This is a genomic window from Streptomyces sp. NPDC097619 (genome assembly GCF_040302735.1).
In the GTDB taxonomy this organism is placed as follows: Bacteria; Actinomycetota; Actinomycetes; order Streptomycetales; family Streptomycetaceae; genus Streptomyces.
Map to the genome: position 1 here is coordinate 1 of NZ_JBEOSD010000115.1, position 26,875 is coordinate 26,875.

The 26,875-nt window shown below is 73.7% G+C and carries 23 protein-coding genes and 1 tRNA gene; 12 read left to right on the forward strand and 12 right to left on the reverse strand.

Going from position 1 to position 26,875, the window contains the following annotated elements:
• Window positions 1-47 precede the first annotated feature (47 nt).
• Entirely contained in the window at window positions 48-596 is a 549-nt protein-coding gene (locus ABTZ17_RS26195) for an ASCH domain-containing protein (protein ID WP_502994851.1), read from the reverse strand.
• A 195-nt stretch (window positions 597-791) separates the two neighbouring features.
• Here ABTZ17_RS26195 and ABTZ17_RS26200 point away from each other — a divergent pair, with 195 nt between their 5' ends.
• The 3 genes from ABTZ17_RS26200 (at window position 792) to ABTZ17_RS26210 (ending at window position 5,205) form a co-directional block, all read left to right on the forward strand.
• Entirely contained in the window at window positions 792-1,733 is a 942-nt protein-coding gene (locus tag ABTZ17_RS26200) for a hypothetical protein (RefSeq protein WP_352198171.1), read from the forward strand.
• 75 nt (window positions 1,734-1,808) lie between these two features.
• On the forward strand, window positions 1,809-3,386 hold the full coding sequence (locus ABTZ17_RS26205; RefSeq protein ID WP_352198172.1) for an APC family permease: 1,578 nt from the start codon (window positions 1,809-1,811) through the stop codon (window positions 3,384-3,386).
• A 364-nt stretch (window positions 3,387-3,750) separates the two neighbouring features.
• Window positions 3,751-5,205, forward strand: a complete 1,455-nt coding sequence (locus tag ABTZ17_RS26210) for an amino acid permease (protein WP_352198173.1) — start codon at window positions 3,751-3,753, stop codon at window positions 5,203-5,205.
• Between the two features lie 130 nt (window positions 5,206-5,335).
• Here ABTZ17_RS26210 and ABTZ17_RS26215 read toward each other — a convergent pair.
• A tRNA-Leu gene (locus ABTZ17_RS26215) sits at window positions 5,336-5,420 on the reverse strand.
• A gap of 167 nt (window positions 5,421-5,587) precedes the next feature.
• On the opposite strand from ABTZ17_RS26215, the gene ABTZ17_RS26220 reads away from it, so the two are divergent.
• The 3 genes from ABTZ17_RS26220 to ABTZ17_RS26230 all read left to right on the forward strand — a co-directional run bounded on the left by ABTZ17_RS26220 (window position 5,588) and on the right by ABTZ17_RS26230 (window position 8,387).
• Window positions 5,588-6,913, forward strand: a complete 1,326-nt coding sequence (locus ABTZ17_RS26220) for a M20/M25/M40 family metallo-hydrolase (protein WP_352198174.1) — start codon at window positions 5,588-5,590, stop codon at window positions 6,911-6,913.
• A gap of 132 nt (window positions 6,914-7,045) precedes the next feature.
• The gene (gene chpH / locus ABTZ17_RS26225) at window positions 7,046-7,279 is read left to right on the forward strand and encodes a chaplin ChpH (RefSeq protein WP_352198175.1); all 234 of its coding nucleotides are present in this window, start codon (window positions 7,046-7,048) and stop codon (window positions 7,277-7,279) included.
• A gap of 190 nt (window positions 7,280-7,469) precedes the next feature.
• Complete coding sequence (locus ABTZ17_RS26230; protein WP_352198176.1) at window positions 7,470-8,387, forward strand: chaplin; 918 nt, start codon at window positions 7,470-7,472, stop codon at window positions 8,385-8,387.
• Window positions 8,388-8,466: 79 nt separating this feature from the next.
• Here ABTZ17_RS26230 and ABTZ17_RS26235 read toward each other — a convergent pair whose 3' ends face one another.
• Window positions 8,467-8,655 (reverse strand): DUF5703 family protein, encoded by a 189-nt coding sequence (locus tag ABTZ17_RS26235; protein WP_352198177.1) that lies wholly within the window; start codon window positions 8,653-8,655, stop codon window positions 8,467-8,469.
• Window positions 8,656-8,702: 47 nt separating this feature from the next.
• On the opposite strand from ABTZ17_RS26235, the gene ABTZ17_RS26240 reads away from it, so the two are divergent.
• Window positions 8,703-9,329, forward strand: a complete 627-nt coding sequence (locus tag ABTZ17_RS26240; RefSeq protein WP_352198178.1) for a hypothetical protein — start codon at window positions 8,703-8,705, stop codon at window positions 9,327-9,329.
• A gap of 113 nt (window positions 9,330-9,442) precedes the next feature.
• Here the strand turns inward: ABTZ17_RS26240 and ABTZ17_RS26245 are convergent, their stop codons facing one another.
• Window positions 9,443-11,875, reverse strand: coding sequence for a helix-hairpin-helix domain-containing protein (locus tag ABTZ17_RS26245; protein WP_352198179.1), 2,433 nt, complete (start codon window positions 11,873-11,875; stop codon window positions 9,443-9,445).
• Window positions 11,872-12,864: an aldo/keto reductase gene (locus ABTZ17_RS26250; protein ID WP_352198180.1), complete on the reverse strand. Its 993-nt coding sequence runs from the start codon at window positions 12,862-12,864 to the stop codon at window positions 11,872-11,874. Before ABTZ17_RS26250 ends, ABTZ17_RS26245 begins: the two co-directional genes overlap by 4 nt.
• A gap of 92 nt (window positions 12,865-12,956) precedes the next feature.
• On the opposite strand from ABTZ17_RS26250, the gene ABTZ17_RS26255 reads away from it, so the two are divergent.
• Window positions 12,957-14,006: an LLM class F420-dependent oxidoreductase gene (locus ABTZ17_RS26255; RefSeq protein ID WP_352198181.1), complete on the forward strand. Its 1,050-nt coding sequence runs from the start codon at window positions 12,957-12,959 to the stop codon at window positions 14,004-14,006.
• 236 nt (window positions 14,007-14,242) lie between these two features.
• On the opposite strand, the gene ABTZ17_RS26260 is transcribed toward ABTZ17_RS26255, so the two are convergent.
• Together ABTZ17_RS26260 and ABTZ17_RS26265 are read right to left on the reverse strand one after the other, a co-directional pair.
• On the reverse strand, window positions 14,243-15,031 hold the full coding sequence (locus ABTZ17_RS26260; RefSeq protein ID WP_352198182.1) for a ferritin-like domain-containing protein: 789 nt from the start codon (window positions 15,029-15,031) through the stop codon (window positions 14,243-14,245).
• A 248-nt stretch (window positions 15,032-15,279) separates the two neighbouring features.
• Window positions 15,280-16,260, reverse strand: coding sequence for a magnesium and cobalt transport protein CorA (locus tag ABTZ17_RS26265; protein WP_352198183.1), 981 nt, complete (start codon window positions 16,258-16,260; stop codon window positions 15,280-15,282).
• Between the two features lie 105 nt (window positions 16,261-16,365).
• Between ABTZ17_RS26265 and ABTZ17_RS26270 the strand changes: the two genes are divergently transcribed.
• From ABTZ17_RS26270 to mshC, 4 genes are all read left to right on the forward strand, one after another.
• Entirely contained in the window at window positions 16,366-17,100 is a 735-nt protein-coding gene (locus ABTZ17_RS26270; protein WP_352198184.1) for a histidine phosphatase family protein, read from the forward strand.
• Between the two features lie 92 nt (window positions 17,101-17,192).
• Window positions 17,193-17,783, forward strand: coding sequence for a DUF3090 domain-containing protein (locus ABTZ17_RS26275; protein WP_352198185.1), 591 nt, complete (start codon window positions 17,193-17,195; stop codon window positions 17,781-17,783).
• Complete coding sequence (locus ABTZ17_RS26280) at window positions 17,747-18,673, forward strand: SCO1664 family protein (protein WP_352198186.1); 927 nt, start codon at window positions 17,747-17,749, stop codon at window positions 18,671-18,673. Before ABTZ17_RS26275 ends, ABTZ17_RS26280 begins: the two co-directional genes overlap by 37 nt.
• Before the next feature lie 119 nt (window positions 18,674-18,792).
• On the forward strand, window positions 18,793-20,022 hold the full coding sequence (gene mshC, locus ABTZ17_RS26285; RefSeq protein WP_352198187.1) for a cysteine--1-D-myo-inosityl 2-amino-2-deoxy-alpha-D-glucopyranoside ligase: 1,230 nt from the start codon (window positions 18,793-18,795) through the stop codon (window positions 20,020-20,022).
• A 114-nt stretch (window positions 20,023-20,136) separates the two neighbouring features.
• On the opposite strand, the gene ABTZ17_RS26290 is transcribed toward mshC, so the two are convergent.
• The 5 genes from ABTZ17_RS26290 to ABTZ17_RS26310 all read right to left on the reverse strand — a co-directional run bounded on the left by ABTZ17_RS26290 (window position 20,137) and on the right by ABTZ17_RS26310 (window position 26,446).
• Window positions 20,137-21,135, reverse strand: coding sequence for a PAC2 family protein (locus ABTZ17_RS26290; protein WP_352198188.1), 999 nt, complete (start codon window positions 21,133-21,135; stop codon window positions 20,137-20,139).
• A gap of 172 nt (window positions 21,136-21,307) precedes the next feature.
• Window positions 21,308-22,915, reverse strand: coding sequence for a glycerol-3-phosphate dehydrogenase/oxidase (locus ABTZ17_RS26295; protein WP_352198189.1), 1,608 nt, complete (start codon window positions 22,913-22,915; stop codon window positions 21,308-21,310).
• A 52-nt stretch (window positions 22,916-22,967) separates the two neighbouring features.
• Window positions 22,968-24,494 (reverse strand): glycerol kinase GlpK, encoded by a 1,527-nt coding sequence (glpK, locus tag ABTZ17_RS26300; protein WP_352198190.1) that lies wholly within the window; start codon window positions 24,492-24,494, stop codon window positions 22,968-22,970.
• Between the two features lie 64 nt (window positions 24,495-24,558).
• Window positions 24,559-25,314: an MIP/aquaporin family protein gene (locus tag ABTZ17_RS26305; protein WP_352198191.1), complete on the reverse strand. Its 756-nt coding sequence runs from the start codon at window positions 25,312-25,314 to the stop codon at window positions 24,559-24,561.
• Window positions 25,315-25,678: 364 nt separating this feature from the next.
• Complete coding sequence (locus tag ABTZ17_RS26310; protein ID WP_352198192.1) at window positions 25,679-26,446, reverse strand: IclR family transcriptional regulator; 768 nt, start codon at window positions 26,444-26,446, stop codon at window positions 25,679-25,681.
• Between the last annotated feature and the right edge of the window lie 429 nt (window positions 26,447-26,875).

Genomic DNA, 26,875 nt, shown 5'->3' on the forward strand with positions numbered 1-26,875 from the left:
GCCCGGGGGCGGGCCCGTGGCCGGGGCCCCGGCCACGGGCCCGCGGCTCACCCCCGACCGCCGCCGCCCTCCCCTTCCCCGGCTCGGTCGGCTTTCCTGGCTTCCCCGGCTTGCCGGTGGTCCCGCTCGCCCCCCGCTCCCCCGTTCTCCTCGCTCCCCGCACCGTCGGCCCCGTCCAGCAGCGCCACGACCCGGAACCGCTCCGCGAGCACCAGGGTGTCGTCGTCCACCGTGAACCCCGGGTCCCCGATGGCCTCCCGCACGGGCGCGCCGCGCCAGAACTCCTCGTGTGTACGTCGCCATTCGGCCACCGACCGGTATCCCTCGCCCTCGGCGATCGCGTACGCCAGGTCCACGTCGGCGAGCCGCAGGACCGACACTCCGGTCACCTCCACCACGGCCCTCGGGCGCTCCGCGGAGTCCAGGAGCACCGAGCGTCGGCCCGGCTCCGGGAAGGGCTCGCCCTCCGCCTCGTACTCCGCGACGAGGCCGGTGGTCGCGGTCTTCGCACCGGACAGCACCGCCGCCGTCAAGCGGTCGCGCAGTGGCCCGGGGAAACCCAGCAGGAAGGGGGGAAGATCGTCGTACGTGGTCATCCGGACACCCTATTTCCGGACCGCCGGTGCCGGAGTGTCCCAACTGGTGGTCATTTTTCACCAGTTGAAAACCCGCCGGCATCCCGATCGGACCTTGACTCGGAGCAATGCCTACCGCTTTGCTGTGCGTGATCATTCGGCAGCCGTACGGCGCCGACCGGCCCCACGCACAGCGCCTGGAGGGAAGTCCCGCGGATGTCTCCCCCTCCGCCGCCTCTCGGCCGCCCCCGAAAGAAGGACGCCCAGCTCTTCGACCCGGCCCTCTGCGACACCGAACTCATCGACGTACGCACCCAGTTCACGCAGGGCCGCTGGTCCCCGGTGCGCGCCATGCTGTCCGCGACCGCCGACGACTGGGACCGCCGGGGCCACCGGCTGACCGTCCTCGCCCAGACCCCGGCCGCGACCGCCTGGGCCCGCGAATGGTTGCTGGCGGAACCGGAGAGCGCCGACGCCGCGACCCTCCTCGCCTGCGCCACCGTGTACGCGGCGCTGCGCCGCAAGGCGTCCCCCGAGGCCGCCGAGGAGGCCTGCCGGACCGCCGCCGCCCGGCAGCCCGCCGACCCCACCCCCTGGCTCGCCCTGCTCCTGCTCTCCGGCACCCACGGCAACCCGGAGGGCTTCGCCCGCCACTTCGACCAGGTCCGGGCCCGGCACCGCGAACACCACCACGCCCACCACCTGATGGTCGCCCGCCTCGCCGAGGGCGCCCCCGGCGGCGGCCACGACCCGCTCCACGAGGTCTACGACTTCGCCTCCTGGGCCGCCGAGGAATCCCCGGCGGACTCCCCGCTCGCCGTGCTCCCCGTCATCGCCCACTCCGAGCGCTACCGGGTGCTCGCCGCCGCCGGCCAGGCCCCCGACCCCACCGACTACTGGTCCGGCCGCCGGGCCCGCCAGGTCCTGCGCTCCGCCTTCGACTGGTGGCTCGAATGGGAGCGCGAGGACCACCCGCGCAACCGCATCGACCTGAACTTCCTGGCCCACGCCAAGCTCTGCGAGGGCCGGCCCGCCGAGGCCGCCGCCCTGTTCCACCGGATCGGCCGGCACGCCACCCGCGCGCCCTGGTCCTATCCGGACCGGGACCCGCACAAGGCCTTCCTCGCCGCGCGCACCGCCGCGCTCGGCTCCGCCTGACCGCCCGGTCCCCACCGGACGGTCCCGCCCGCTCGCCCGGCCCCCACCGGGCGAACCCGAAAGGACGATCCCGCCATGACGTCGGGCAGATCCAGCACGCTCACCGGAGAAGCCGAGATCAGCACGTACAAGGGGCAGGACCGCGCGCTGCGCGCCGACCGCCTCGGCACGGCCGGTCTCCTGCTGTCCGTGCTCGCCGCGAGCGCCCCCCTGATGGTGGTGGCGGGTGTCATGCCCACCACCTACGGGGTCATGGGCATCGTCGGACAGCCCCTGCTCTTCGTGATCCTCGGCGCGGTCCTGGCGCTGTTCAGCATCGGCTACGCCGAGATGAGCCGTCACGTCCACAACGCGGGCGCCTTCTACGCCTACATCGCGCGCGGCCTCGGCCCCACCGCCGGCGCGGGCGCCTCCTACGTCGCCCTCGTCGCCTACAGCGCCATGCAGGTCGGCGTGTACGGCATCCTCGGCTTCGAGGTCTCCAACATCTGCGCCCTCTACCTCGACGCCGAAGTGGCCTGGTGGATACCCGCCCTGCTGGCCGCCGTCGCCACCGGCGCCCTCGGCTGGCTCAAGATCGACCTGAACGCCAAGGTGCTGGGCACCCTGCTGGTCATCGAGTGCGTGCTCGTCGTCATCTTCGACGTGGCCGTCCTCGCGGACCCGGGCCCCGAGGGCCTGTCCCTGCGCGCCTTCAACCCCGAGACCCTCAGCGGCGCCGGCCTCGGCACCGCCCTCTGCTTCTGCATCGCCGCGTTCGTCGGCTTCGAGCAGTCCCCGGTGTACGCCGAGGAGACCAGCAAGCCGCACATCGTCGTCTCCCGCGTGATGTTCCTCGCGGTCGGGTTCGCCGCGATGTTCCTCGCCTTCAGCTCCTGGGCCCTCACCGTGGCCACCGGCCCCGGTTCCATCGTCGCGAGCTCCGCCAAGGAGGGCCCCGGGCTCCTCTTCGGTCTGACCGAGGCCCGGCTGGGCTCCGCCTTCACCGACGTCCTGCACGTCCTCTTCGTCACCGGCATGTTCGCGGCCCTGCTCAGCTTCCACAACGTCGTCGCCCGGTACGCCTTCGCCATGGGCCGCGAGGGCCTGCTGCCCGCCGCCTTCGGACGCACCCGCTCCGGCAGCGGCGCCCCCGTCACCGGCTCCCTCCTCCAGAGCGGCGTCTCCGTGGTCGTCATCGCCGCCTTCGCCCTCACCGACGACAAGCCGGTCGGCGACCCCACCACCCCCGTGCTGCGCCTGATGGCCTGGATGGGCAACGTCGGCGCCCTCGGCGTGATCCTCCTCATGGCCGCCGCCTCCGTGGCCGTCATCGCCTTCTTCGTCCGCCGCGGCGCGGCGAGCGCCCAGATCTGGCGACTCGTCGCCGCCGGTCTCGCCGGCCTGGCCCTCTTCGTCATCGCGATCTACACGATCAAGGACTTCGACGTGCTGGTCGGCGCCGGCCCCGGCTCCTCGCTGAGCTGGATCCTCCCCGGCATCGTCCTTCTCTCCGCCGCGATCGGCCTGGTCTGCGGGGCCGTGCTCCGCCGCAAGGACCCCGCGGCGCACGCCCGCATCGGCCTCGGCAACGAGGCGTTCCGCCTCGACCAGGCCGCCGACGCGGACGCCGCCACCGACACCGGGACCCCCGAGGGCGTCACCACCCGCTGACCCGCACCCCGCCGCGCCGCCGACCGCTCCGGCCCCGCGGCAGCCACGGCCCCGGCCCCCTCACCGAGGAGGCCGGGGCCGTCGTCTTGCCCGCCTTCACCCCGGGTCCGTACCTCCTGCACACCCCCTCCCGGTTTTGGCCGATCCCGCCGCTCATGGTCTCCTTGGGGCCGATATACCCACGTCCGGGTAGCGCGCCGCACCGCCGGCCGCCCCGGACACCGGGGCACCACCGGGAGGATCCCGGAGGTGCGGAACCGGGTGCGCGCAGCCGCCGCCCCGCCTCCGGCACCGAAGGGAGACACCCAGCCGTCCTTCGTGCCGCCCGGACCTGCCTGTCCCATCCACGAAGGCGAACCCGTACATGAGTGACCGCACCCTGGCCGAAGCCCAGGCCCCTGCCGCCGCGCACGTAGATGCCGGCGACGAGGGCTACAGCAAGGACCTCAAGTCCCGGCACATCAACATGATCGCGATCGGCGGCGCGATAGGCACGGGCCTGTTCCTCGGCGCGGGCGGACGCCTCGCCGGAGCGGGCCCCTCCCTCGCCCTCGCCTACGCGGTCTGCGGCGTGTTCGCCTTCTTCGTGGTCCGGGCCCTCGGCGAGCTGGTGCTCTACCGCCCCTCCTCCGGCGCCTTCGTCAGCTACGCCCGCGAGTTCATGGGCGAGAAGGGCGCCTACACGGCCGGCTGGCTGTACTTCCTGAACTGGTCCACCACCACCGTGGCCGACATCACCGCGGCCGCCACCTACGCCCACTTCTGGGCCATGTTCAGCGACGTCCCGCAGTGGATCCTGGCCCTGATCGCGCTCTCCGTGGTGCTCGCCGCGAACCTCATCTCGGTCCGCTACTTCGGCGAGATGGAGTTCTGGTTCTCCCTCGTCAAGGTCGCCGCCCTCGTCGCGTTCCTCCTCGTCGGCATCTACCTGGTGGTCACCAGCCACGAGATCGACGGCCACACCCCCGGCCTGTCCACCATCACCGACAGCGGCGGCCTCTTCCCCGTGGGCGTCCTGCCGATGCTCCTGGTGGTCCAGGGCGTCGTCTTCGCCTACGCCTCCGTCGAACTGTGCGGCGTCGCCGCCGGCGAGACCGAGAACCCGGCCGCGATCATGCCCAAGGCCATCAACTCCATCATGTGGCGCGTCGGGATCTTCTACGTGGGCTCCGTGGTCCTGCTGGCCCTGCTCCTCCCGTACACCGCCTACTCCGGCGACCAGAGCCCCTTCGTCACCGTCTTCGACAAGCTGGGCGTCCCCGGCACCGCGGGCATCATGAACCTGGTCGTCCTCACGGCCGCCCTGTCCAGCCTGAACTCCGGCCTGTACTCCACCGGCCGGATCCTGCGCTCCATGGCGATGGCGGGCTCCGCGCCCCGGTTCACGGCCCGCATGAACAAGGGCAAGGTCCCCTACGGCGGGGTCCTCTTCACGGCGGCCTTCGGCGTCGCCGGCGTGGGCCTGAACTACTGGATGCCGGGCGAGGCCTTCGAGATCGTCCTCAACCTGGCCTCCATCGGCATCCTCGGCACCTGGGCCATGGTCATGCTGTGCTCGCTGTTCTTCTGGCGCAGCGCCCGCGAGGGGAAGGTCGTCCGCCCCGCCTACCGGCTGCCCTGGGCCCCGTACACCCAGATCGTGACGCTGGTCTTCCTGGCCACCGTGCTGGTGCTGATGTGGTGCGACGGGGGAGTGGGCCGCACCACGGTCATGTTCCTGCCGCTGATCGCCGCCGCCCTGGTCGCCGGCTGGTTCGCCGTCCGCGGCCGCGTCGCGGAGATCGCCGCCGCCCGCGCCACCCCCACGGACGCCCCCTGACGTCCCCCGCGCCCCCGCAGGCCCCGCCCCGACCCCCGGGCGCGGGGCCTGCCCCGTTCCGGGGCCGGAGCGCCGGGCGCGCGCGGGCACAACGAAAGGAACCCCAGCCGAAGCCGGGGTTCCTTCTCTGTGTCCGAGGGGGGACTTGAACCCCCACGCCCGATAAAGGGCACTAGCACCTCAAGCTAGCGCGTCTGCCATTCCGCCACCCGGACAAGGTGTCTGTCTCGCGTCCCTTCCGGGCCGCTCCGACGAAGAGAACATTACCAGGGATTCGGAGTGCTCCGATCACGTCCCGGACCGGCCGGGTCCCGCCCTTGGGGTCGGGGGCCGGGAGCGGGAGGATGGGGTGATCAGCGGCACCGACACGGGAGGAAGCAGCGTGAGCGAGTCGAACACCGGCAGGACCGTCTCCGGCGAGGACGAGGTCGTCGAGCTCTGCCGGGATCTCATCCGGATCGACACCAGCAACTACGGCGACCACTCCGGGCCGGGTGAGCGCAAGGCCGCCGAGTACGTGGCCGAGAAGCTCGCGGAGGTGGGACTGGAGCCGCAGATCTTCGAGTCCCACAAGGGGCGGGCCTCCACGGTGGCCCGGATCGAGGGCGAGGACCCCTCGCGCCCGGCCCTCCTGATCCACGGGCACACCGACGTGGTCCCGGCGAACGCGGCCGACTGGACCCACCACCCCTTCTCGGGGGAGATCGCGGACGGCTGCGTCTGGGGCCGCGGCGCGGTGGACATGAAGGACATGGACGCCATGACCCTGGCCGTCGTCCGGGACCGGCTGCGCAGCGGCCGCAAGCCCCCGCGCGACATCGTGCTGGCCTTCCTCGCGGACGAGGAGGCCGGCGGGGTCTACGGGGCCCGCCACCTGGTCGACAAGCACCCGGGGCTCTTCGAGGGGGTCACGGAGGCCATCGGCGAGGTCGGCGGCTTCTCCTTCACCGTCAACGAGAACCTGCGCCTGTACCTGGTGGAGACCGCCCAGAAGGGCATGCACTGGATGCGCCTGACGGTGGAGGGCACCGCGGGCCACGGGTCGATGACCAACGACGACAACGCGATCACCGAGCTGTGCGAGGCCGTGGGCCGGCTCGGCCGCCACACCTGGCCGGTACGGGTCACCAAGACGGTCCGCTCCTTCCTGGACGAGCTGTCCGACGCCCTGGGCACCGAGCTGGACCCGGAGGACATGGACGCCACCCTCGCCAAGCTCGGCGGCATCGCCAAGATGGTGGGCGCCACCCTGCGGAACTCGGCCGCGCCGACCATGCTCGGCGCCGGGTACAAGGTGAACGTGATCCCCGGGCAGGCCACCGCGCACGTGGACGGCCGCTTCCTGCCGGGCTACGAGCAGGAGTTCCTGGCGGACCTGGACCGGATCCTCGGGCCCCGGGTCAAGCGGGAGGACGTGCACGGGGACAGGGCGCTGGAGACCGACTTCGACGGCCGCCTGGTGGACGCCATGCAGACCGCCCTGAAGGCGGAGGACCCGATCGCGCGGGCCGTGCCGTACATGCTGTCCGGGGGCACGGACGCGAAGTCCTTCGACGACCTGGGGATCCGCTGCTTCGGCTTCGCCCCGCTCCAGCTGCCGCCGGAGCTGGACTTCGCGGGCATGTTCCACGGGGTGGACGAGCGGGTGCCGGTGGACGGCCTGAAGTTCGGCGTGCGGGTCCTGGACCGTTTCATCGACAACTGCTGAACGAAATCGTCCGCGTGTGCGCACGCCACTGAGAAGAGTGAATGCGCTCATACGCTCGTAGCCCTGGTGGTGCCTCCTCGTTACAGGTGTGCGGTCCGCGGCTGGGACCGCATTTGCCCACTAGGAGGAATAATGATCAAGAAGGTTGCCGCCGTCGCGGCCGCCACCGGTGGCCTGGTTCTCGCTGGTGCGGGCCTCGCCGCCGCCGACGCCGGTGCCCAGGGTGCCGCTGTCGGTTCCCCCGGCGTGCTCTCCGGCAACGTCATCCAGGTCCCCGTCCACGTTCCCGTGAACGTGTGCGGCAACACCGTCTCGGTGATCGGCCTGCTGAACCCGGCCTTCGGCAACACCTGCGTCAACGCCTGAGGCTGACGCCGCACCGCACCCTCCGTAGAGGGTCGGTCCCCCGGCCCCGGGGCGCGTGCCACGCGCCCCGGGGTTCCGGGTTTCACGGCGTCCGGGCGGGGGAGCCCGTGCGCCGTCGCACGCACGAACCACAGCGCGGCGGGCGCGATGTCGGCGCCGTACCGCGCGGCAAGAGGGGGTTTCAACGACCATGCGACAGGTCACCAGGAAGACGCTTGTCACGGTGGCGGCCGCCGGAGGGGTCCTCGCGCTCGGCGGGGGATACGCGCAGGCCGATTCCACGGCCGCGGGGGGCTCCGCGGACGCGCCGGGCGTCCTGTCCGGCAACACCGTCCAGGCACCGGTGCACGCGCCGGTCGACGCCTGCGGGAACACCGTCTCGGTGGTGGGGGTCCTCAATCCGGCCTTCGGGAACGAGTGCGTCCACGCGGACCGGGGCCGGGGAGGCTCCCGCGCGGACGGTGGCGCACGGAACTCGCCCGGGGTCGGCTCGGGCAACACGATCCAGGTGCCGGTGGAGGTGCCGGTCGACGCCTGCGGGAACACGGTCTCCGTGATCGGGCTCCTGAACCCGGCCTTCGGCAACCGCTGCGAGACCGGCGGCAAGCCCGGCAAGCCGGGGAAGCCGGGAGAACCCGGTACGCCGGGGAAGCCGGGCACCCCCGGGAAGCCCGGCACCCCGGGCAAGCCCGGCACCCCGGGCAAGCCCGGCACCCCGGGCAAGCCCGGCACCCCCGGGAAGCCCGGCACCCCGGGCAAGCCCGGCACTCCGGGGAAGCCGGGGACTCCCGGGAAGCCTGGGACTCCGGGCACTCCCGGCAAGCCGGGTACCCCCGGCACCCCCGGTACCCCGGGACAGCCCGGAACTCCCGGTACGCCGGGCACCCCGGGTCAGCCCGGTACGCCGGGGAACCCCGGCTCTCCCGCCCGGCCCGGTGACGGCTCCGAGGGCGGCAAGACCGTCCACGGGCGGCCCGGCGGCGGGCAGGACGGGGACGCCCTCGCCCGGACCGGGGCGCAGGACGCCCTCGGGGTGATCCTGCCGATGGGCGGCGGGATGCTCCTCGCCGGGGCGGTGCTCTACCGGCGGTTCCGCGCGGCCGCCTGACCGGAGGACCGGGGCCGCGGCCCCGGCCCGGTACGCCGGGAGGGGGCGGGGCGCGCGTTCCGACGCGTGCCCCGCCCCCTCACCACGTGGCCCTGAGCTGTCTGATGATCCGGCGGCGCAGCCGCACCCGGCGGCTGCCGTCCCGGCCCAGGCTCAAGCGGTCCAGTTCCCAGTTCCCGTACTCGGCGTGGTCGGTGAGCAGTCGGGTCGCCTCCGAGCGGCTGACGCCGCGGGGCACGTACACGTCGACGAATTCGTATTCCGGCATCGCATCTATTGTGCGCGCAGTGACTCGGTACGGATAGCGTCTGCCCTATGTCTGATGCTGCTCAGCCCACCGCTGCCGAGGTACGGGCCGCCGCCGAGGCGGTCAAAACCGCGCTGGACCGTCATCTGGCTGCGGTCGAGCGCCGGACCGGGGACGACGACCCGGCCGTGTACGCCGCGTTCAACGAACTGGCCGCAGCCGCCGAGGAGTACGACGAGCTGCTGTACGAACGCTACGACGAGGTCACGCCCTTCGAGATCCCGGCGCCCGAGGACGGGGTCCCCTACCGGGGGCCGTCGGAGCCCCGGGCCTTCAGCGTGCTGATCCGCCGGGACTACCAGGTGGCCGAGCCGCTGCGGCTGGTCGCGCAGGCCCAGCGGGTCTCCGCCTTCGACCGCGAGCCCGACCCGGCGGACGCGGCCGGCACGGCGGGCGCCCTGGGCGTGCTCTTCGGGGAGTACGAACCTGACGAGATCGCGTCCCGGTACAAGGAGTTCGGTCTGGAGGAGGGGGACTCCACGCTCTGGATCGCCGCCGCCGAGGAACCGGCCGAGCCGGGCGAGTGGCTGAGCGCTCCCTTCGACCACACCGACGCCGGGCAGGTGTTGCACCGCTTCGAGGTCAGCTCCGTCTTCGACGACGAGGAGGCCGACGAGGCCGACGCCCTGCGCTGACCCTCGTCCCCGCAGACCGCCGCCCCGCTCCCCGGAGCGGGCGAACGGGCGGCCCCGCACCGGCGGGGCCGCCCGTCTTCCGTTCTCCGTGCCCGTGGGCCGCGGGCCCGGGCTCAGTCCCGGGCGTCGGCGGCCAGGCCGCGCAGCAGGGCCGTCAGGCGGGTGGTGCGGGCCTTGGCGGGGACCTCCGCCACCGCGCGCGGCAGGGCCTGGTCCACGCCCTGCACCACCGACAGGTGCCGCTCGGCCCGACCGAAGGCCGTGTACACCCAGTCCCGCGACAGGGCCTCGACGGCGTCCCCGGGCAGCACGGCCACCACGGCCGGCCAACGGACGCCCACCGCCTGGTGGGCGGTCACCGCCCAGCCGTGCCGGACGGTGCGCTCCACCCGGTCCGGGGCCACCGTCACCGGGCCGTCCGCGCAGTCCAGGTGCAGACCCGCGGCGTCCGCCGACCGGACCCGGCCGGGCAGGCTGCGGCCCGGGGCGGGCACGTACACCACGCGGTCCCCGGGATCGAAGCCGCCGAAGCGGCCCGGGCCCGGGTTGAGGCGCTCCTTCAGCGCGGCGTTGAGGGCGCGGGTGCCGGCCGCGCCGCCGTGCCCGGGGGTGATCACCTGGGTGTGGTCGGGGTCGATGCCGAAGGCCCGGGGCACGGAGTCCGCGAGGAGCTGCACCGTGCGGTGCACGGCTTCGCCGGCGTCGCGGACGGGCACGATCACGACCTCCTTGCCGGGGGCCTCGGGCCGGCCGAGCTCCCCGACGCCGATCCCGGAGACCAGCTCGCCCAGGGGGCCCGGGTCCGGGGTGCGGGAGGCCACCTGCGGGCAGACCCGCGCGGCCAGCAGGTCGGCGAAGACCCGGCCCGGGCCCGCCGATCCCAGCCCGCCCGGGTCCCCGCCGAGGACGAGGCGGGCCCCGTCCGGGACGGACTCGACGAGGGCGGCGGCGGTGTCCACGTCCAACTGCGGGGCGTCCAGGACCACGAGCAGGTCCAGGTCGAGGGCGCCGTCGGCGTCGCGGCCCGGCCCCTCGGTGCCCGCGAGCAGCCCGGACACGGTCACGGCGGCGGCGCCGGTCCCGGCGGGCAGCAGGGCGGCGGCCCGGTCCCGGCCGTCCGGGGCGTGCGCGGCCACCCAGGCCCGCAGGCCCAGGCCGAGGGCCGCGGCCACCAGCGCGGCCGGTTCGGCGCGGGCGGCCTCCCCGCCGGTGTGCGCGACCAGACCGTGGCCGGCGGCCGCGCGGATCAGGGCGGCGGCCGAGGGGCCGGGCGCGGCCGCGGCGGCGGCTTCCCAATCGGCCCCGTCCGAGGGCGGGTCGAAGGTGTTCAGCAGCCGGGCCAGCCCGTCCGCGAGGCTCTCCTCGGCCAGGGCGTGGCCCTCCAGGCCCACCAGGACCCGGACGGGGCGCTCGGCCTCCTCGTCGGCCCCGTCCTGCTCCTCGGTCCCCGCCGGCTGCTCCGAGCGTGCCCCGGGGGCCTCGTCGAGGGGTTCCTGGAAGACGAGGACGGCGCCGTCGGCGACGGCCTGTTCCAGGGCGGCCGCGGCGTCGGGGAGCCCGTACCGGCCGAGGGCGTCGGTGAGGACCGGGGCGTCGAGGGCGGTGTGGCCCTTCAGCGCGGCCTGCGCCAGCAGCCAGCCCACCAGGGCCACCGCCCGCCGTTCGTCGCCCGGACCGCAGGCGTCGCCGAGCAGGGCGCGGGCGAAGCCGTCGGCGTGGGAGGGCTTGACCCCGGGGAGTTCCAGCAGGCGCCACGGGTCCTGGCGGAGCACGCCGGGAGCGCCCTCGCCCAGGGTGGTGGCGGCGGGTCCGGCCAGCTCGGCGGGGGCCCCGCCGGCGGTCAGGACCTCCCTGACGGCGGTGATCAGGTCCGGGGCCGGGGTCGCGGCGGGGGTCGGCGCCGGGGTGGGCGCGGGCACCGGGCGGCGGGGGGCGGGCGGTTCGGGGGCCCGGCGGGGCGCGGGGGCCTCCCGGCCGTCGAAGGAGGGCAGTGAGGGCTTCGCGCCGCCCTCCACGGCCCGTACGGCCGCCAGCAGGTCGGCGGCGGTCCCGCTGAGCTTGGCCCCGGCCTCGACGGGGGCGCCGCGCTCGGCCTTGCGGCGCGCGATCCGTTCCCGCTCCACGCGCTGGGCCGCCAGCTCGGCCTCCGCCTCGCTCCGGGCCGGAGCGGCCCCGTCCGCGCCGGTCTCCGCGGCGGCTCCCTCGGCTCCCTCGGTGGCCTCGGTGGCGTCATCGGCGGCGTCCGCGCCCGTGTCCTCGGAGACGGTCTCCGCGGCGCCCTCGGTGGCCTCGGTGGCCTCGGAGGGGGTGACCACGGATGCCTCCGGGTTCCCCTCGGGGGCGCCGTCGCCGTCCAGGGCCCCCGCCTCCGCTTCCGTGCCGGCTCCGCCGTCCGTCCCGCCGTCCTCCGCGCGGGCCGCGGCCTCCGCCTCGTCGGCCTCCGCAGCCGGGTCCGGGGCCGTGGTCGGCTCCTCGGCGGCCGGGGGCGGCGGGGTGCCGGTGCCGGGCTCCGCGCCTTCGGTGTGCTCGGCGCGTTCCGTGCTCACAACGTGCTCCAGTCCTGGTCGGGATAGCGGTGCACGGGCGCCGACACGTCGTCCAGCGCCCGGCGGATCTCCTCCGGAAGGGTAAGGGCCTCCACCGACAGCGCCGCCTCCAGCTGGGCCGTCGTGCGCGCCCCCACCACCGGGGCGGCCACCCCGGGCCGGTCCCTCACCCAGGCCAGCGCCACCTGGAGCGGGGTCACCGCCAGGCCCTGGGCCGCCGTCACCACGGCGTCCGTGATCCGCCGCGCCCCCTCGTCGAGGTACGGGGCCACGAAGGCGGCCATCAGTTCGTCGGCCCCGCGCGAGTCGGCGGGGATGCCGTCCCGGTACTTGCCCGTCAGCACCCCCCGGCCGAGCGGCGAGGAGGGCAGCAGGCCCAGGCCCAGGTCCAGGGCGGCGGGCAGGGCCTCCCGCTCGATTCCGCGCTGGAGCAGCGAGTACTCCAGTTGGGTGCCCGCCAGTCGGGTCCGGGTGCCGGGGGCGGCCAGTTGCCAGGTGGCGGCCTTCGCCAGCTGCCACCCGCTGAAACCGGCCACTCCCGCGTAGCGGGCGCGCCCGCTGGCCACCGCCAGGTCGAGGGCCTGGAGGGTCTCCTCCAGCGGGGTGTGGTGGTCGAAGGCGTGGACCTGCCACAGGTCCACGTAGTCGGTGCCGAGCCGGGCCAGTGAGGCGTCGAGGGCCGCGAGCAGGTGCCCGCGGGAGCAGTCCACCCGCCGACCCGGTTCCCGGACGCTGCCCGCCTTGGTGGAGATCACCAGCTCGGAGCGGGGCACCAGGCCGTCGGTCAACTGTCCGAGGAGGTACTCCGCCTCCCCGCCCGCGTACACGTCGGCGGTGTCCACCAGGGTGCCGCCGGCCTCCCAGAACACCTTCAGCTGGGTGGCGGCCTCGGGGCCGTCGGTGCCCCCGGGTCCCTGGCCCCAGGTGAGGGTGCCGAGGCCGATCCGGGACACGCGCAGGCCCGTCCGGCCGAGATGCCTCTGCTCCATGACCGCTGAGACTACTGGGGCCCTGACGGATGGCGGCCGGGCGCGCTAGAGTCCACGCCCAGACCTGTGTTACTCGGCGGTAAGGGGATCTCATGCGGCTCGGCATCAATCTCGGCTACTGGGGTGCGGGCATGGACGCCGACAACCTGGCGGTGGCGCGGGAGGCCGACCGGATCGGCTACGACGTGTGCTGGGCGGCCGAGGCGTACGGCTCCGACGCCCCCACGGTGCTCTCCTGGGTGGCGGCGCAGACCGAGCGGATCGACGTGGGTTCGGCCATCCTCCAGATCCCGGCCCGCCAGCCCGCCATGACGGCGATGACGGCGGCCACCCTGGACTCCCTCTCGGGCGGCCGGTTCCGGCTGGGTCTGGGCGTCTCGGGACCGCAGGTCTCGGAGGGCTGGTACGGGGTCAAGTTCGACAAGCCGCTGGCCCGCACCCGCGAGTACGTGGAGATCGTCCGCAAGGCCATGAGCCGGGAGCGCCTCAGCTACGAGGGGGAGCACTGGACCCTGCCGCTGCCCGGCGGTCCCGGCAAGCCACTCAAGCTGACCGTGCACCCCGAGCGGGAGCACATCCCCGTCTACATCGCGGCCATCGGCCCGAAGAACCTGGAGCAGACCGGCGAGATCGCCGAGGGCGCCCTGCTGATCTTCCCCTCCGCGGAGCACCTGGAGGACACCGCGGTACGGCACATCCGCGCCGGCCGCGAGAAGGCGGGCCTGACCATGGAGGGCTTCGACGTCTGCCCGACGGTCCCGTTGGCCCTCGGCGAGGACGTGCCCGCCCTCGCCGACATGTTCCGCCCGTACACCGCCCTGTACGTGGGCGGGATGGGGAGCCGGAAGCAGAACTTCTACAACCAGCTGGCCCAGCGGATGGGGTACGAGCGGGAGGCCGCCGAGATCCAGGACAAGTACCTGTCCGGGGACAAGGCGGGGGCGGCGGCGGCCGTGCCGCACGAGCTGATCGACTCCACCAGCCTGCTCGGCGGCGTGGAGCGGATCGCCGACGGCATGAAGGCGTACGCGGCGGCCGGGGTGACCACCCTGACGCTGGCCCCGGCCGGGTTCACCCTGGAGGAGCGGCTGGCGGCGCTGCGGGCCGGGGCGGAGGCCCTGGAGCTGGCCGGCCTGGCCTGATCGGGACGGAGACACGGCGGGCGACACGGCCGGAAACACGGCCGGGAACACCGCCGGGCCGCCGGATCCTGTGTCCGGCGGCCCGGTCCCGCTTCCCGCGGCCGTGGTGGGGGCTCGGGGGGTCTTCCCCGCCACGGCCGTCACAGCCAACAACGCGCGGCGGGCCCGCGGGGTTACGCCTCCGCCGCCCCGGGCCCGGGACGGGACCGCGCCGACCCGCCGCGGCGGCGGGTCGGTCAGGCGAAGCCGGGGGCCGGGGCGGCCGGCCCGCCGAGGGCGTCGCGGCGCTCCGGCATGCGCAGGGACACCGCCCGGTGCCAGCCCGCGAACCGCTCGTAGGCGTACGTGGCGCGGATCCCCGCCGCCAGGGTCGCCGACTTGGCCGCCGGCCACTTCAGCAGCCGGCCCATGTGCTCCATCACGGCCAGGCTGACGTCCCGGTAGACGGTGATCTCCGCGAGCGCGCTCTCCCGCAGCACCCGCTGGATGGTGCGGCCGTGGCCCTCCCCGGCCAGCCGGAGCAGCTCCTCGTGACAGTACGCGAGGTGGTTGTCCTCGTCGTTGCTGATCATGCGGACGGCCTTGCCGAGGTCGGGGTGGTCGCCGAAGTGCTTCACCAGCAGCACCATCTGCTCGGAGGCCCGCTGCTCGGTGACCCGGCTGTGCGCCAGGTACACCACGATGTCCTCCTCCGACAGCTTCTCCTCGCCGCGCAGCTTGGCGTGCGGGAGGCCGATCCCCATGCCCTCCAACAACATCGTGTAGTCGGTCTCGGGCGGGACCGGGACGGGGGTCAGGCCCCGCTTGTGCAGCAGGGCGTTGAAGATCCGCCCGTGCTTGTCCTCGTCGGCCCCGTGCCGGACGATCTTCGGGGCCAGGTCGGCCATGCCCGGCGGCACCAGGGCGGCGATCCGGGCGTTCTCCCAGCCCCCCTGGGCCTCGCCGCCCGCGGCGATCGAGCAGAACAGCCGGAAGGACTCGTCCTCGTCGAGGATCTCCTGGAACAGGCTTCGGGCCGAGAGCATCACTGCCACCTCCTACGGGTCCCCCGTCCGAGTCAAAGGCCGCGGCGCCGGGCGGGCAACAGGGAGGCGGGACCCGCTGGGCCGAACGGCGGACGCGGCGGAGCGCCCCCGCGGGCCGGAGCGCGCCCCGGCGAGCCCTCCGGGGCCCCCGCGCGCCCGCGCACGGCCCGGGGGAGTCGCCTTCTCCCGCCGGGACCGGGCCGGGGCAGGAGACCGGGGCCGGGGGACCGGGGCCGGGGCCCGACGGGTCAGAGCCAGCCGCGGCGCTTGAAGAGCCGGAACAGGGCGACGACCGCCCCGCCCATCACCAGCAGGGCCGCCGGGTAGCCCCACCACTGCCGCAGTTCCGGCATGTGCTCGAAGTTCATGCCGTAGATCCCGGCGACCATCGTCGGCACGGCCGCCATCGCCGCCCAGGCGGAGATCTTCCGCATGTCGTCGTTCTGCCGCACCCCCATCTGCGCGAGGTGCGCCGCGAGCGCGTCCGACAGCAGCCGGTCCAGGCCGTCCACGGACTCGTTCGCCCGCGCCAGGTGGTCCGCCACGTCCCGGAAGAACGGCCGGGACCGCTCGGGCACGAAGGGCACCCCCATCCCCGCCAGCCGGGTCATCGGCATCGTCAGCGGGTTCGAGGCCCGCCGGAACTCCAGCACCTGCCGCTTGAAGGAGTAGATCCGCGCGGCCGTGCCCGCGTCCGCGCCGTTCGGGGCGAACACGTCCGCCTCCAGGCCCTCCAGGTCCGTCTGGAGCTCGGCCGCCACCTCCACGTAGGCGTCCACCACCGCGTCGCTCACCGCGTACAGCACCGCCGCCGGACCGTGCCGCAGCACCTCCGGTTCCTTCTCCAGCCGTTGCCGCACCACCCCCAGCCCGGCCCCGCGGCCGTGCCGGACGGTCACCACGAAGGAATCGCCGAGGAACACCATCAACTCGCCCGTGGAGACGCTGTCCGTGGCCTCGTCGTAGAACACCGGTTTCAGCACCACCGTCAGGGCGTCGTCGTACGCCTCCAGCTTCGGGCGCTGATGCGCGGTCAGCGCGTCCTCCACCGCCAGCGGATGCAGCCCGAACTCGCTGCTGACCAGCTCGAACTCCTTCTCCGTGGGCTCGTGGAGCCCGATCCAGAGGAAGGCGTCCCCGGTGGCGCGGGCCTCCGCGAGGGCGTCGGAGAAGTCCGCGGGCCCGTCCGTACGGGTCCCGTCGCGGTAAATCGCGCAGTCAACGATCACCCGGGCATTCTCCTCCCCGCCGGGACGGCCCGAGCACCGCGCGCGCTCCCGCCCGCCCCCGACGAACCCCGCCTTCCCCGCGCCCCGGGCGCTTACCCTGTGCGCATGGCCACCCTGATCCTCGTGCGGCACGGACGGTCCACCGCCAACACCTCCGGCGTGCTCGCCGGATGGACCCCCGGCGTCGCCCTCGACGAACACGGCGCGGCGCAGGCCGCCGCCCTGCCGGCCCGGCTCGCGGCCCTGCCGCTCACGGCGGCCGTCGCCAGCCCCCTCCAGCGCTGCCAGGAGACCCTGCGGCCGCTCCTGGAGGCCCGGCCCGGACTGACCCTCCACACCGACGACCGGGTCGGCGAATGCCACTACGGGGACTGGTCCGGGCGCAAGCTCGCCGAACTGGCCGACGAACCCCTCATGCGCACCGTGCAGCAGCACCCCTCGGCCGCCGCCTTCCCCGGCGGCGAGTCCCTGCGCGCCATGCAGCACCGCGCGGTGGAGGCCGTCCGCGAATGGAACGACCGGATCGTCGCCGAACACGGCGAGGACGCCCTGTTCCTGGTCTGCTCGCACGGCGACATCATCAAGTCGCTGGTCGCCGACGCCCTCGGCATGCACCTGGACCTCTTCCAGCGGGTCTCCGTGGAGCCCTGCTCCGTCACCGTGATCCGCTACACCCCGATGCGGCCCTACCTGCTGCGCCTGGGCGACACCGGCGACCTGTCCTCCCTGGCCCCCCGCGAGCCCGCCTCCGGCACGGCGGACGGGGACCCGGACGGGACGGCGGACGGCGGCGGCCACGGCGGGGACGCGGTCGTGGGCGGTGCCACGGGCGCGGGGTGATCGCCGGGCGCAGTAGGGTGGAGAGGGCCACAACAGGCCCGTGCCATCACCGAACTGACCTGCTCCCGCAGCCGAAACCCTGGAGACTGGACGTGCCCCGTCAGGTGTTCCTCTACGACCCGCCGGACCGCTTCGTGGCCGGTACGGTGGGCCTGCCCGGACGCCGTACGTTCTTCCTCCAGGCGTCCACCGGCCCCCGGACCACCAGCGTGTCCCTGGAGAAGACGCAGGTGGCGGCCCTGGCCGAGCGGATGGACGAGCTCCTCGACGAGGTCGTGCGCCGGACCGGCGGCAACGCCCCCGTGCCCGCGGTGGCCTCCACCGAGGCCGCCGACACCGCCCCGCTGGACGTCCCCGTCGAGGAGGAGTTCCGGGTCGGCACCATGGCCCTGGCCTGGGACGGCGAGGCCCAGCGCATGATCGTCGAGGCGCAGGCCCTGGTCGAGCTCGACGCGGACTCCGAGGAGGACCTCGCCGAGGCCGAGGAGCGGCTCCTCCAGGACGAGGAGAACGGCCCGCCGATGCTGCGGGTCCGCCTCACCGGAGCCCAGGCCCGCGCCTTCGCCAAGCGGGCCCTCGACGTCGTCAACGCGGGCCGCCCGCCCTGCCCGCTGTGCAGCCTGCCCCTGGACCCGGAGGGCCACGTATGTCCGCGCCAGAACGGATACCGGCGCGGAGCGTGACCGTGCCCGCCGCCCCCGATCCCGCCGCCACCGCCCCCGGGCCGGACGCCCCCGCCCCGGACGCGGCGGCCCTGGAGCGGGTGCTCGCCCTCGGGGAGCTGACCGTCCTCGGCCGGATCCGCGAGGCGTCCAACGCCGTCCTGCGGTGCACCGTCCACCACGGGGGCACCACCCTGGACTGCGTGTACAAGCCGGTCGCCGGGGAGCGCCCGCTCTGGGACTTCCCCGACGGCAACCTCGCCCGCCGCGAGGTCGCCGCCTACCTGCTCTCCCGCGCCACCGGCTGGGAGCTCGTCCCGCCCACCGTGCTCCGGGACGGCCCCTACGGCGAGGGCATGGTCCAGCAGTGGATCGAGACCGCCGCCGACGACGACCCCGCCACCCCGGGGGACGAGGGAGCGGAGCCCGGCGGCCTCCTCGCCCTCGTCGACGGCGAGGAGGCGGGGGAGGGCTGGCGGCCCATCGGCTTCGCCGAGGTCGGCGAGGGCCGCACCGCCCTCCTCGTGCACGCCGACGACCCCCGGCTGCGGCGCCTCGCCGTCCTCGACGCCGTGATCAACAACGGCGACCGCAAGGGCGGACACCTCCTCGACGCCCCCGACGGCCGGCTCTACGGCATCGACCACGGAGTGACCTTCCACACCGAGGACAAGCTCCGCACCCTCCTCTGGGGCTGGGCCGGCAGCCCCCTGCCCGACGAGGCCCGCACCGTCCTCACCGACCTCGCCGCGGCCCTCGCCGAGGGCACCCCCCTCGCCACCCGCCTGGCCGAACTGATCACCCCCGCCGAGCTGGCCGCCGTACGGGACCGGGTGGCCGGGCTGCTGCGCACCGGACGCCACCCCGAACCCTCCGGGCAGTGGCCCGCCATCCCCTGGCCCCCCGTCTGACGTGCACCGCCGTCCGCACGGCGGGCGAGCACACCCCGGCCCGGAACGCAAGGGCGCCGATCCGGCCGGGGTGCCGATCCGGTTCGTTTCCGGAACATCCGTCCGGTTAGGCTCAGGGCATGCATGCCTGGCCAGCTTCTGAGGTTCCCGCCCTGCCCGGCAAGGGCCGCGACCTCCGGATCCACGACACCGCGACCGGTGCGACGACCACCCTCGTCCCCGGTCCCGTCGCCCGCCTCTACGTCTGCGGGATCACCCCGTACGACGCGACCCACCTGGGGCACGCGGCGACCTACAACGCGTTCGACCTCGTGCAGCGCGTGTGGCTCGACACCAAGCGTCAGGTCCACTACGTCCAGAACGTGACCGACGTGGACGACCCGCTCCTGGAGCGGGCCCTGCGCGACGGCCAGGACTGGACCGAGCTCGCCGAGCGCGAGACCTCCCTCTTCCGCGAGGACATGACCGCCCTGCGGATGCTGCCCCCGCGCCACTACATCGGCGCCGTCGAGGCCATACCGGGCATCGTGCCCCTGGTCGAGCGCCTCCGCGACGCGGGCGCCGCCTACGAACTCGACGGCGACGTCTACTTCTCCGTCGAGTCCGACACCCACTTCGGGCAGGTCTCCGGCCTCGACGCCGACGCCATGCGACTGCTCTCCGCCGAACGCGGCGGCGACCCCGACCGGCCCGGCAAGAAGAACCCCCTCGACCCGATGCTGTGGATGGCCGCCCGCGAGGGCGAGCCCAGCTGGGACGGCGGTTCCCTCGGCCGCGGCCGCCCCGGCTGGCACATCGAGTGCGTGGCCATCGCCCTGGAACACCTCGGCATGGGCTTCGACATCCAGGGCGGCGGCTCCGACCTCGCCTTCCCGCACCACGAGATGGGCGCCTCCCACGCCCAGGTCCTCACCGGCGAGTTCCCCATGGCCAAGGCGTACGTCCACGCCGGCATGGTCGCCCTGGACGGCGAGAAGATGTCCAAGTCGAAGGGCAACCTCGTCTTCGTCTCCGCGCTGCGCCGCGCCGGCACCGACCCCGCCGCGATCCGCCTCGCCCTGCTCTCCCACCACTACCGCTCCGACTGGGAGTGGACCGACGCCGTCCTCCAGGAGGCCGAGGCCCGCCTCGCCCGCTGGCGCGCCGCCGTCTCCCGCCCCGACGGGCCCTCCGCCGACGCCCTCGTCGAGGAGGTCCGCGCGGCCCTGTCGGAGGACCTCGACGCCCCCGCGGCCCTGGCCGCCGTGGACCGCTGGGCCGCCCTCCAGGACACCGCCGGCGGCACCGACGAGGCCGCCCCCGGCCTGGTCTCCCGCACCGTCGACGCCCTCCTCGGCGTCGCCCTGTAGTCGACCCGTCCGGGCCCCGCGCCCGGACACGCGCGAGGGGCCGGTACCCACGGGTACCGGCCCCTCCGCGCTGTCCCGGCACCGCCGGGCCGTCCGCCCCACCGGGGCCGGACCTCAGGACTCCGTGCCGGGCTCCTCACCGCGGTCCTCCGGGGCGGGGTCCGCCGCCGGGCCCTCCGGGTCCACCGGCTTGCGCCGCGACGGACGCGCCCGCCCGCCGGAGGTGTCCCGCAGGTACGGACCCTCACCGGACTCCGGAGCCGGGCCCGGACCGCCGTCCCGGCGCCGCAGGTACCGCTCGAACTCCCGGGCGATGGCCTCTCCCGAGGCCTCGGGGAGGTCCGCGGTGTCCCGGGCCTCCTCCAGCGTCTGCACGTACTCCGCCACCTCGCTGTCCTCGGCGGCCAGCTGGTCCACGCCCAGCTGCCAGGCCCGGGCGTCCTCCGGCAGCTCGCCCAGCGGGATCCGAAGGTCGATCAGGTCCTCCAGCCGGTTCAACAGCGCCAGCGTCGCCTTCGGGTTCGGCGGCTGCGACACGTAGTGCGGGACCGCCGCCCACAGCGACACCGCCGGCACCCCGGCGTGCGTGCACGCCTCCTGCAGGATCCCCACGATCCCCGTCGGACCCTCGTACCGGGTCTCCTCCAGGTCCAGGGTCCGCGCCAGGTCCGGATCCGAGGTGACCCCGCTCACGGGCACCGGCCGGGTGTGCGGGGTGTCACCCAGCAGCGCCCCCAGGATCACCACCATCTCGACGCCCAACTCGTGGGCGAAACCGAGGATCTCGTTGCAGAACGACCGCCACCGCATGGACGGTTCGATGCCCCGCACCAGCACCAGGTCACGGGGCTTGGCCCCGCCGATGCGCACCACCGACAGACGCGTCGTCGGCCAGGTGATCTTCCGTACTCCGCCGTCCAGCCACACCGTGGGGCGGTTGACCTGGAAGTCGTAGTAATCCTCGGCGTCCAGCGCCGCGAACACCTCGCCCTTCCACTCCCGGTCCAGGTGCGCCACCGCACCGGAGGCCGCGTCACCCGCGTCGTTCCAGCCCTCGAACGCGGCCACCATGACCGGGTCGATCAGCTCGGGCACGCCCTCAAGCTCGATCACCCAGGTCTCCTTCCGAAGTTCCCTTGCGTTACCGGGGTCAGCCTACGGCTTGGATCCATCCCCGCCACAGCGTGCGGAAAACGGCTGTACGGAAGGTGTACGGATCACGCCGGAGGGCGGCCCGACCAGCGGACCGCCCTCCTCGGCCGGATCACACCGGCCACCCTCTTCCTCAGCCCTCGCGGCGGAGCATCCCCTCGACCCGGGCCCGCACCTCGTCGGTGTCCAGACCGCGGATCGTCAGGGTCGTGCGACGGCGCAGCACGTCCTCCGCCGTCTGCGCCCACTCGCAGTCCCGGGCGTACGCGACCTGCGCCCAGATCTCCGGCCCGTCCTCGTGGATCCGCTCGCCCAGCGCCGGGTCCTCGTTCACCAGGCGGGCGATGTCGAAGGCCAGCGAACCGTAGTGGGTGGCCAGGTGACGGGCGGTCAGCGGGTCCATCCGCGTGCCCGGCTCCCGGTCCACCAGCAGCCGGTGCGCGACCGCGTTCGGGTTGGCGACACCGGGCAGCGGCACCCGGCGCACCAGCGACTTCACCGGCTCCATGTCCTCGGTGAGCGGGCTCCCCGGCAGCTTCGCCAGCTTGTCCATGACCACGCGACCGATGTGCCGGTACGTGGTCCACTTGCCGCCTGCCACGGACAGCATGCCGCCCTTGCCCTCGGTGACCACGGTCTCCCGCTTGGCCTTCTCCACGTCCCCCGGGCCGCCGGGCAGCACCCGCAGGCCCGCGAAGGCGTAGGTCATCAGGGACCGGTCGAGGTCGGCGCCCTGCACCGAGAACGCCGCCTCGTCCAGGATCTGCTGGATGTCGGACTCGGTGGCCCGCACGTCCGCCGGGTCCCCCTCGTACTTCTCGTCGGTGGTGCCCAGCAGCAGCTGGTCCTCCCACGGCAGCGCGAAGGTGATGCGGTACTTGTCTATCGGGGTGGCCATGGCGGCCTTCCACGGAGACTTCCGCTTCATGACGATGTGCGCGCCCTTGGACAGCCGGATCGACGGGGCGGCGTGCTTGTCCTCCATCCGCCGCAGGTGGTCCACCCACGGGCCGGTGGCGTTGAGCACCACGCGGGCGTCCACTCCGAACTCGGTGCCGTCCATGCGGTCCCGCAGCTCGGCCCCGGACACCCGGCCGCCGGTCGTGCGCAGCCCGGTGACCTCCGCGTGGTTGAGGACCACGGCCCCGGACTCGACGGCCGCGCGGACCGTCATGACGGCCACCCGGGAGTCGTTCATCTGGTGGTCGTAGTAGACCGCCACGGCCTTCAGGTTGTCGGTGCGCAGCGCCGGGTTGTCGGCGGCGGCCCGGGCCGGGCTGATGACCTTGCCCATGCCGTCGCCGAAGGCCGAGAGCGCGGAGTAGGCGAAGACGCCCGCGCCCAGCTTGGCCGCGCCCACCGGGCCGCCCTTGTAGACGGGCAGGTAGAAGGTGAGCGGGTTGACCAGGTGCGGGGCCACGTCCTTGGCCAGCACCCGGCGCTCGTGGTGGTTCTCCGCGACCAGCTTGACGGCGCCGGTCTGGAGGTAGCGCAGGCCGCCGTGCACCAGCTTGGAGGAGGCGGAGGAGGTGGCGCCGGCGAAGTCGCCGGCGTCCACCATGGCGACCCGCAGACCCGACTGCGCGGCGTGCCAGGCCACGGAAGTGCCCAGGATCCCGCCGCCGATGACCAGCAGGTCGTAGGTGGCCTTGGCCAGCTGCTCTCTGGTCTCGGCGCGGCTCGCGGTGGAACCGGCGGTCGGGTGCGTGCCCAGGGCGGGCACGCTCTGCAGGCTGCTCATTGTTAGCTCCTCGTCAGCTGTCAGTGATCGACGTGTGCGTCAGCCGGGTGCGTCAGCTGTGGTCGTCCTCGTCGATCCAGCCCATGGTCCGCTCGACGGCCTTGAGCCAGTTCTTGTACTCGCGGTCCCGCTGGTCGGCGGGCATCCGCGGGGTCCACTCGGCGGCCCGGCGCCAGTTGGCGCGCAGGGCGTCGGTGTCGGGCCAGAAGCCGACGGCCAGGCCGGCGGCGTAGGCGGCGCCGAGGCAGGTGGTCTCGGCGACCATCGGGCGCACCACGGGGGCGTCCACGAAGTCGGAGAGGGTCTGCATCAGCAGGTTGTTGGAGGTCATGCCGCCGTCGACCTTGAGGGCCGCCAGCTCGACGCCGGAGTCCTTGGTCATGGCGTCGGTGATCTCGCGGGTCTGCCAGGCGGTGGCCTCCAGCACGGCGCGGGCGATGTGGGCCCGGGTGACGTAGCGGGTGAGGCCGGCGATGACGCCGCGGGCGTCGGAGCGCCAGTACGGGGCGAAGAGGCCGGAGAAGGCGGGCACGAAGTAGGCGCCGCCGTTGTCCTCCACGGAGGAGGCCAGGGTCTCGATCTCGGCCGCGGTCTTGATCATGCCCATCTGGTCGCGCATCCACTGGACGAGCGAGCCGGTGACGGCGATGGAGCCCTCCAGGGCGTAGACCGGCTTCTCGTCGCCGATCTGGTAGCCGACGGTGGTCAGCAGGCCGCTGTAGGAGTTGATGATCTTGTCGCCGGTGTTCATGAGCATGAACGTGCCGGTGCCGTACGTGGACTTCGCCTCGCCCTCGGCGAAACAGGTCTGGCCGAAGAGGGCGGCCTGCTGGTCGCCGAGCGCGGAGGCCACCGGGACGCCCGCGAGGGCGCCGCTCTTGACCTCGCCGTAGACCTCGGCGGAGGACCGGATCTCGGGGAGCACGTTGGCCGGGATGTCGATGGACTGGAGGATGCGCTCGTCCCAGGCCAGCTCGTGCAGGTTCATGAGCAGGGTGCGGGAGGCGTTGGTGACGTCGGTGACGTGCCGGCCGCCGTCGGTGCCGCCGGTCAGGTTCCAGATGACCCAGCTGTCCATGGTGCCGAAGAGGATGTCCCCGGCCTCGGCGCGCTCGCGCAGGCCCTCGACGTTGTCGAGCAGCCAGCGGACCTTCGGGCCGGAGAAGTAGGAGGCCAGCGGGAGGCCGGTCTCGCGGCGGAAGCGGTCCTGGCCGACGTTGCGGCCGAGCTCCTTGCACAGGGCGTCGGTGCGGGTGTCCTGCCAGACGATGGCGTTGTGCACGGGCTCGCCGGTGTGGCGGTCCCACATCAGGGTGGTCTCGCGCTGGTTGGTGATGCCGACCGCCTTGACGTCGGCGGCGGTGATCTCGGCCTTGGCGAGCGCCCCGGCGATCACCTCCTGCACGTTCGTCCAGATCTCGGTGGCGTCGTGCTCGACCCAGCCCGGCTTCGGGAAGATCTGCTCGTGCTCCTTCTGGTCCACGGCGACGATGCGGCCGTCGCGGTCGAAGACGATGCAGCGGGAGGAGGTGGTGCCCTGGTCGATGGCGGCGATGAAGGGGCCGGTGCTCGTGGTCATGAGGTCTGCTCCTGGCAGTGGTGAGGGCGGAAGCGTCGGGTGCAGCTGACGTGGTTCAGACGAATCAGGCGAACGCGATGTTGTAAAGACCGCCTGCGAGGGCGGCACCGGCGAGCGGGCCGACCACGGGGATCCAGGAGTAGCTCCAGTCCGAGCCGCCCTTGTTCGGCAGCGGCAGGAGGGCGTGGACGATGCGCGGGCCGAGGTCGCGCACCGGGTTGATGGCGTAGCCGGTGGGCCCGCCCAGCGAGAGGCCGATGCCGACGACCACGAAGGAGGTGATCAGGACGCCGATGACGCCGAGGCCCTTGCCGCCGTCCTGCAGGCCCTGGGTCAGGATCGCGAGGACGAGCACGGCGGTGCCGATGATCTCGGTGGCCAGGTTCTGCACCACGTTGCGGATCTCGGGGCCGGTGGAGAAGACGCCGAGCACGGGGCCCGCGGGGGCGGCCGGGTCGGTCTTGAGCTCCGGGTCGGTGAGGTGGCTGCGGAACTGCCCGTAGTACGTGATCCACATCAGCACGGAGCCGATCATGGCGCCGAGCAGCTGGCCGGCCAGGTAGGTGCCGGTGTTGCTCCAGTCACCGTCCTTGACGGCGATGCCGACCGTGACGGCCGGGTTGAGGTGCGCGCCCGAGAGCGGGGCGGAGACGTACGCGGCGATCAGGACCGCGAAGCCCCAGCCGAAGGTGATGGCGAGCCATCCCGCGTTGCGCGCCTTGGAGCTCTTGAGAGTCACGGCGGCGCAGACGCCACCGCCGAGCAGAGTGAGCAGGGCGGTACCGATGGTCTCGCCGATGAAGATGTCGGAGGTGGACACCCGCGACTCCTTTGTCCTACGTCCAGGGGGTGAGCGCGCCGCCGGGTCCCGTCCGGCGGCGTGCGCACTCGGTGAGTGCGATTCGGCCCTTGGCTCTGCCACACCCTAACGCGTATTGCCGGTAGGTGTTCGACAATGCCGACCGATGAACGGCAGTTTTCCGCCCCTGTGAAGACTGCGTCAAGAGGTCGAAGTGGCCGAATGTCGGATCGTTACCACTCGGTAAAACTGCCCAAACGGTGATCATTCGGGCATTCGAGGGTGTGAGGAAGGGGTGTGGCGGAAAATCGCCACACCCCTGGAAGCGGTCGAGGAGGTCCCGCGCGGAGCCCCCGACGGGCCCACGCCGACCCGCGGGAGGGGCTCAGAAGCGTCCGGCGCCCAGATCCCGGGAGACCGACCGGGCGCAGTCCCGCACGGCCGCCACGAGCTCGGAGCGGACCTCTCCGGCGTCCCCGCAGACCCGTTCCACGGCTCCCGCCACGGCCACCGCGCCGACCGGCATCCGCCGCCGGTCGTGGATCGGGGCCGCCACCGAGGCCAGTCCCTCCCAGGTCTCCTCCACGTCGCAGGCCCAGCCGCGGGCCCGGGTCAGGTCGAGCACCGCCTCGAACCCGGCGGGATCGGTCACGGTGGCCGGGGTGAAGGCCTTGCGCTCGCCCTCCACGGCCTCGCTGTGCGCCACCGGGTCGTAGGCCGACAGCACCTTGCCGAGCGCCGTGGAGTGCAGCGGCTGCATGGCCCCCACCTCCAGCACCTGGCGGCTGTCGTCGGGCCGGAACACGTGGTGCATGATCAGCACCCCCTGCTTGTGCAGCACCCCCACGTACACGCTCTCGCCGCTGGCGCGGGCCAGGTCGTCCGTCCAGACCAGGGCGCGGGCCCGCAGCTCGTGCACGTCCAGGTAGCTGTTCCCGAGCCGCAGCAGCTCGGCGCCCAGCTGGTAGCGGCCGGACGCGGCGTCCTGCTCGACGAAGCCCTCCGCCTGGAGGGTGCGCAGGATCCCGTGGGCGGTCCCCTTGGCCAGGCCGAGGGCGGAGGCCACGTCGGACAGTCCCAGACGGCGCTCGCCGCCGGCGAGCAGACGCAGCATCGCAGCAGCCCGTTCGAGCGACTGGATGTTCCGTGCCATCGCGCAGCCTCCTGTGCTTGCCGGTCCGTCCCGGCTTCTTGATCAGGACGACGGACCGGACGTGGTTCGACAATGACGAACACTATCGGTCCATGCCGACCTTCTGCTCGGTCGTGGAAAGTCTGTCAAGACGGAGTCGAGCCAGCCACCCCCGGAACAGGATGCACGGAGAGTTGGCGCAGTCGTGTCCGGAGGCTGGGATGGCCTCACGACCCGGACACCCGCGCGGTTACTCTGACGACGTGCGCTCTGGACACACAGGGCGCAAAGCCGACAGCCGTCGCACTCCAGGGAGCATTCCATGGCCTCGTTGCCGAACCCGTCCGCCGACACCCAGTCCCGGGCCGACGCCCTCCGCGAGGCCCTCGCCTCGCGCGTGGTCGTGGCCGACGGGGCGATGGGAACGATGCTCCAGGCGCAGGACCCGAC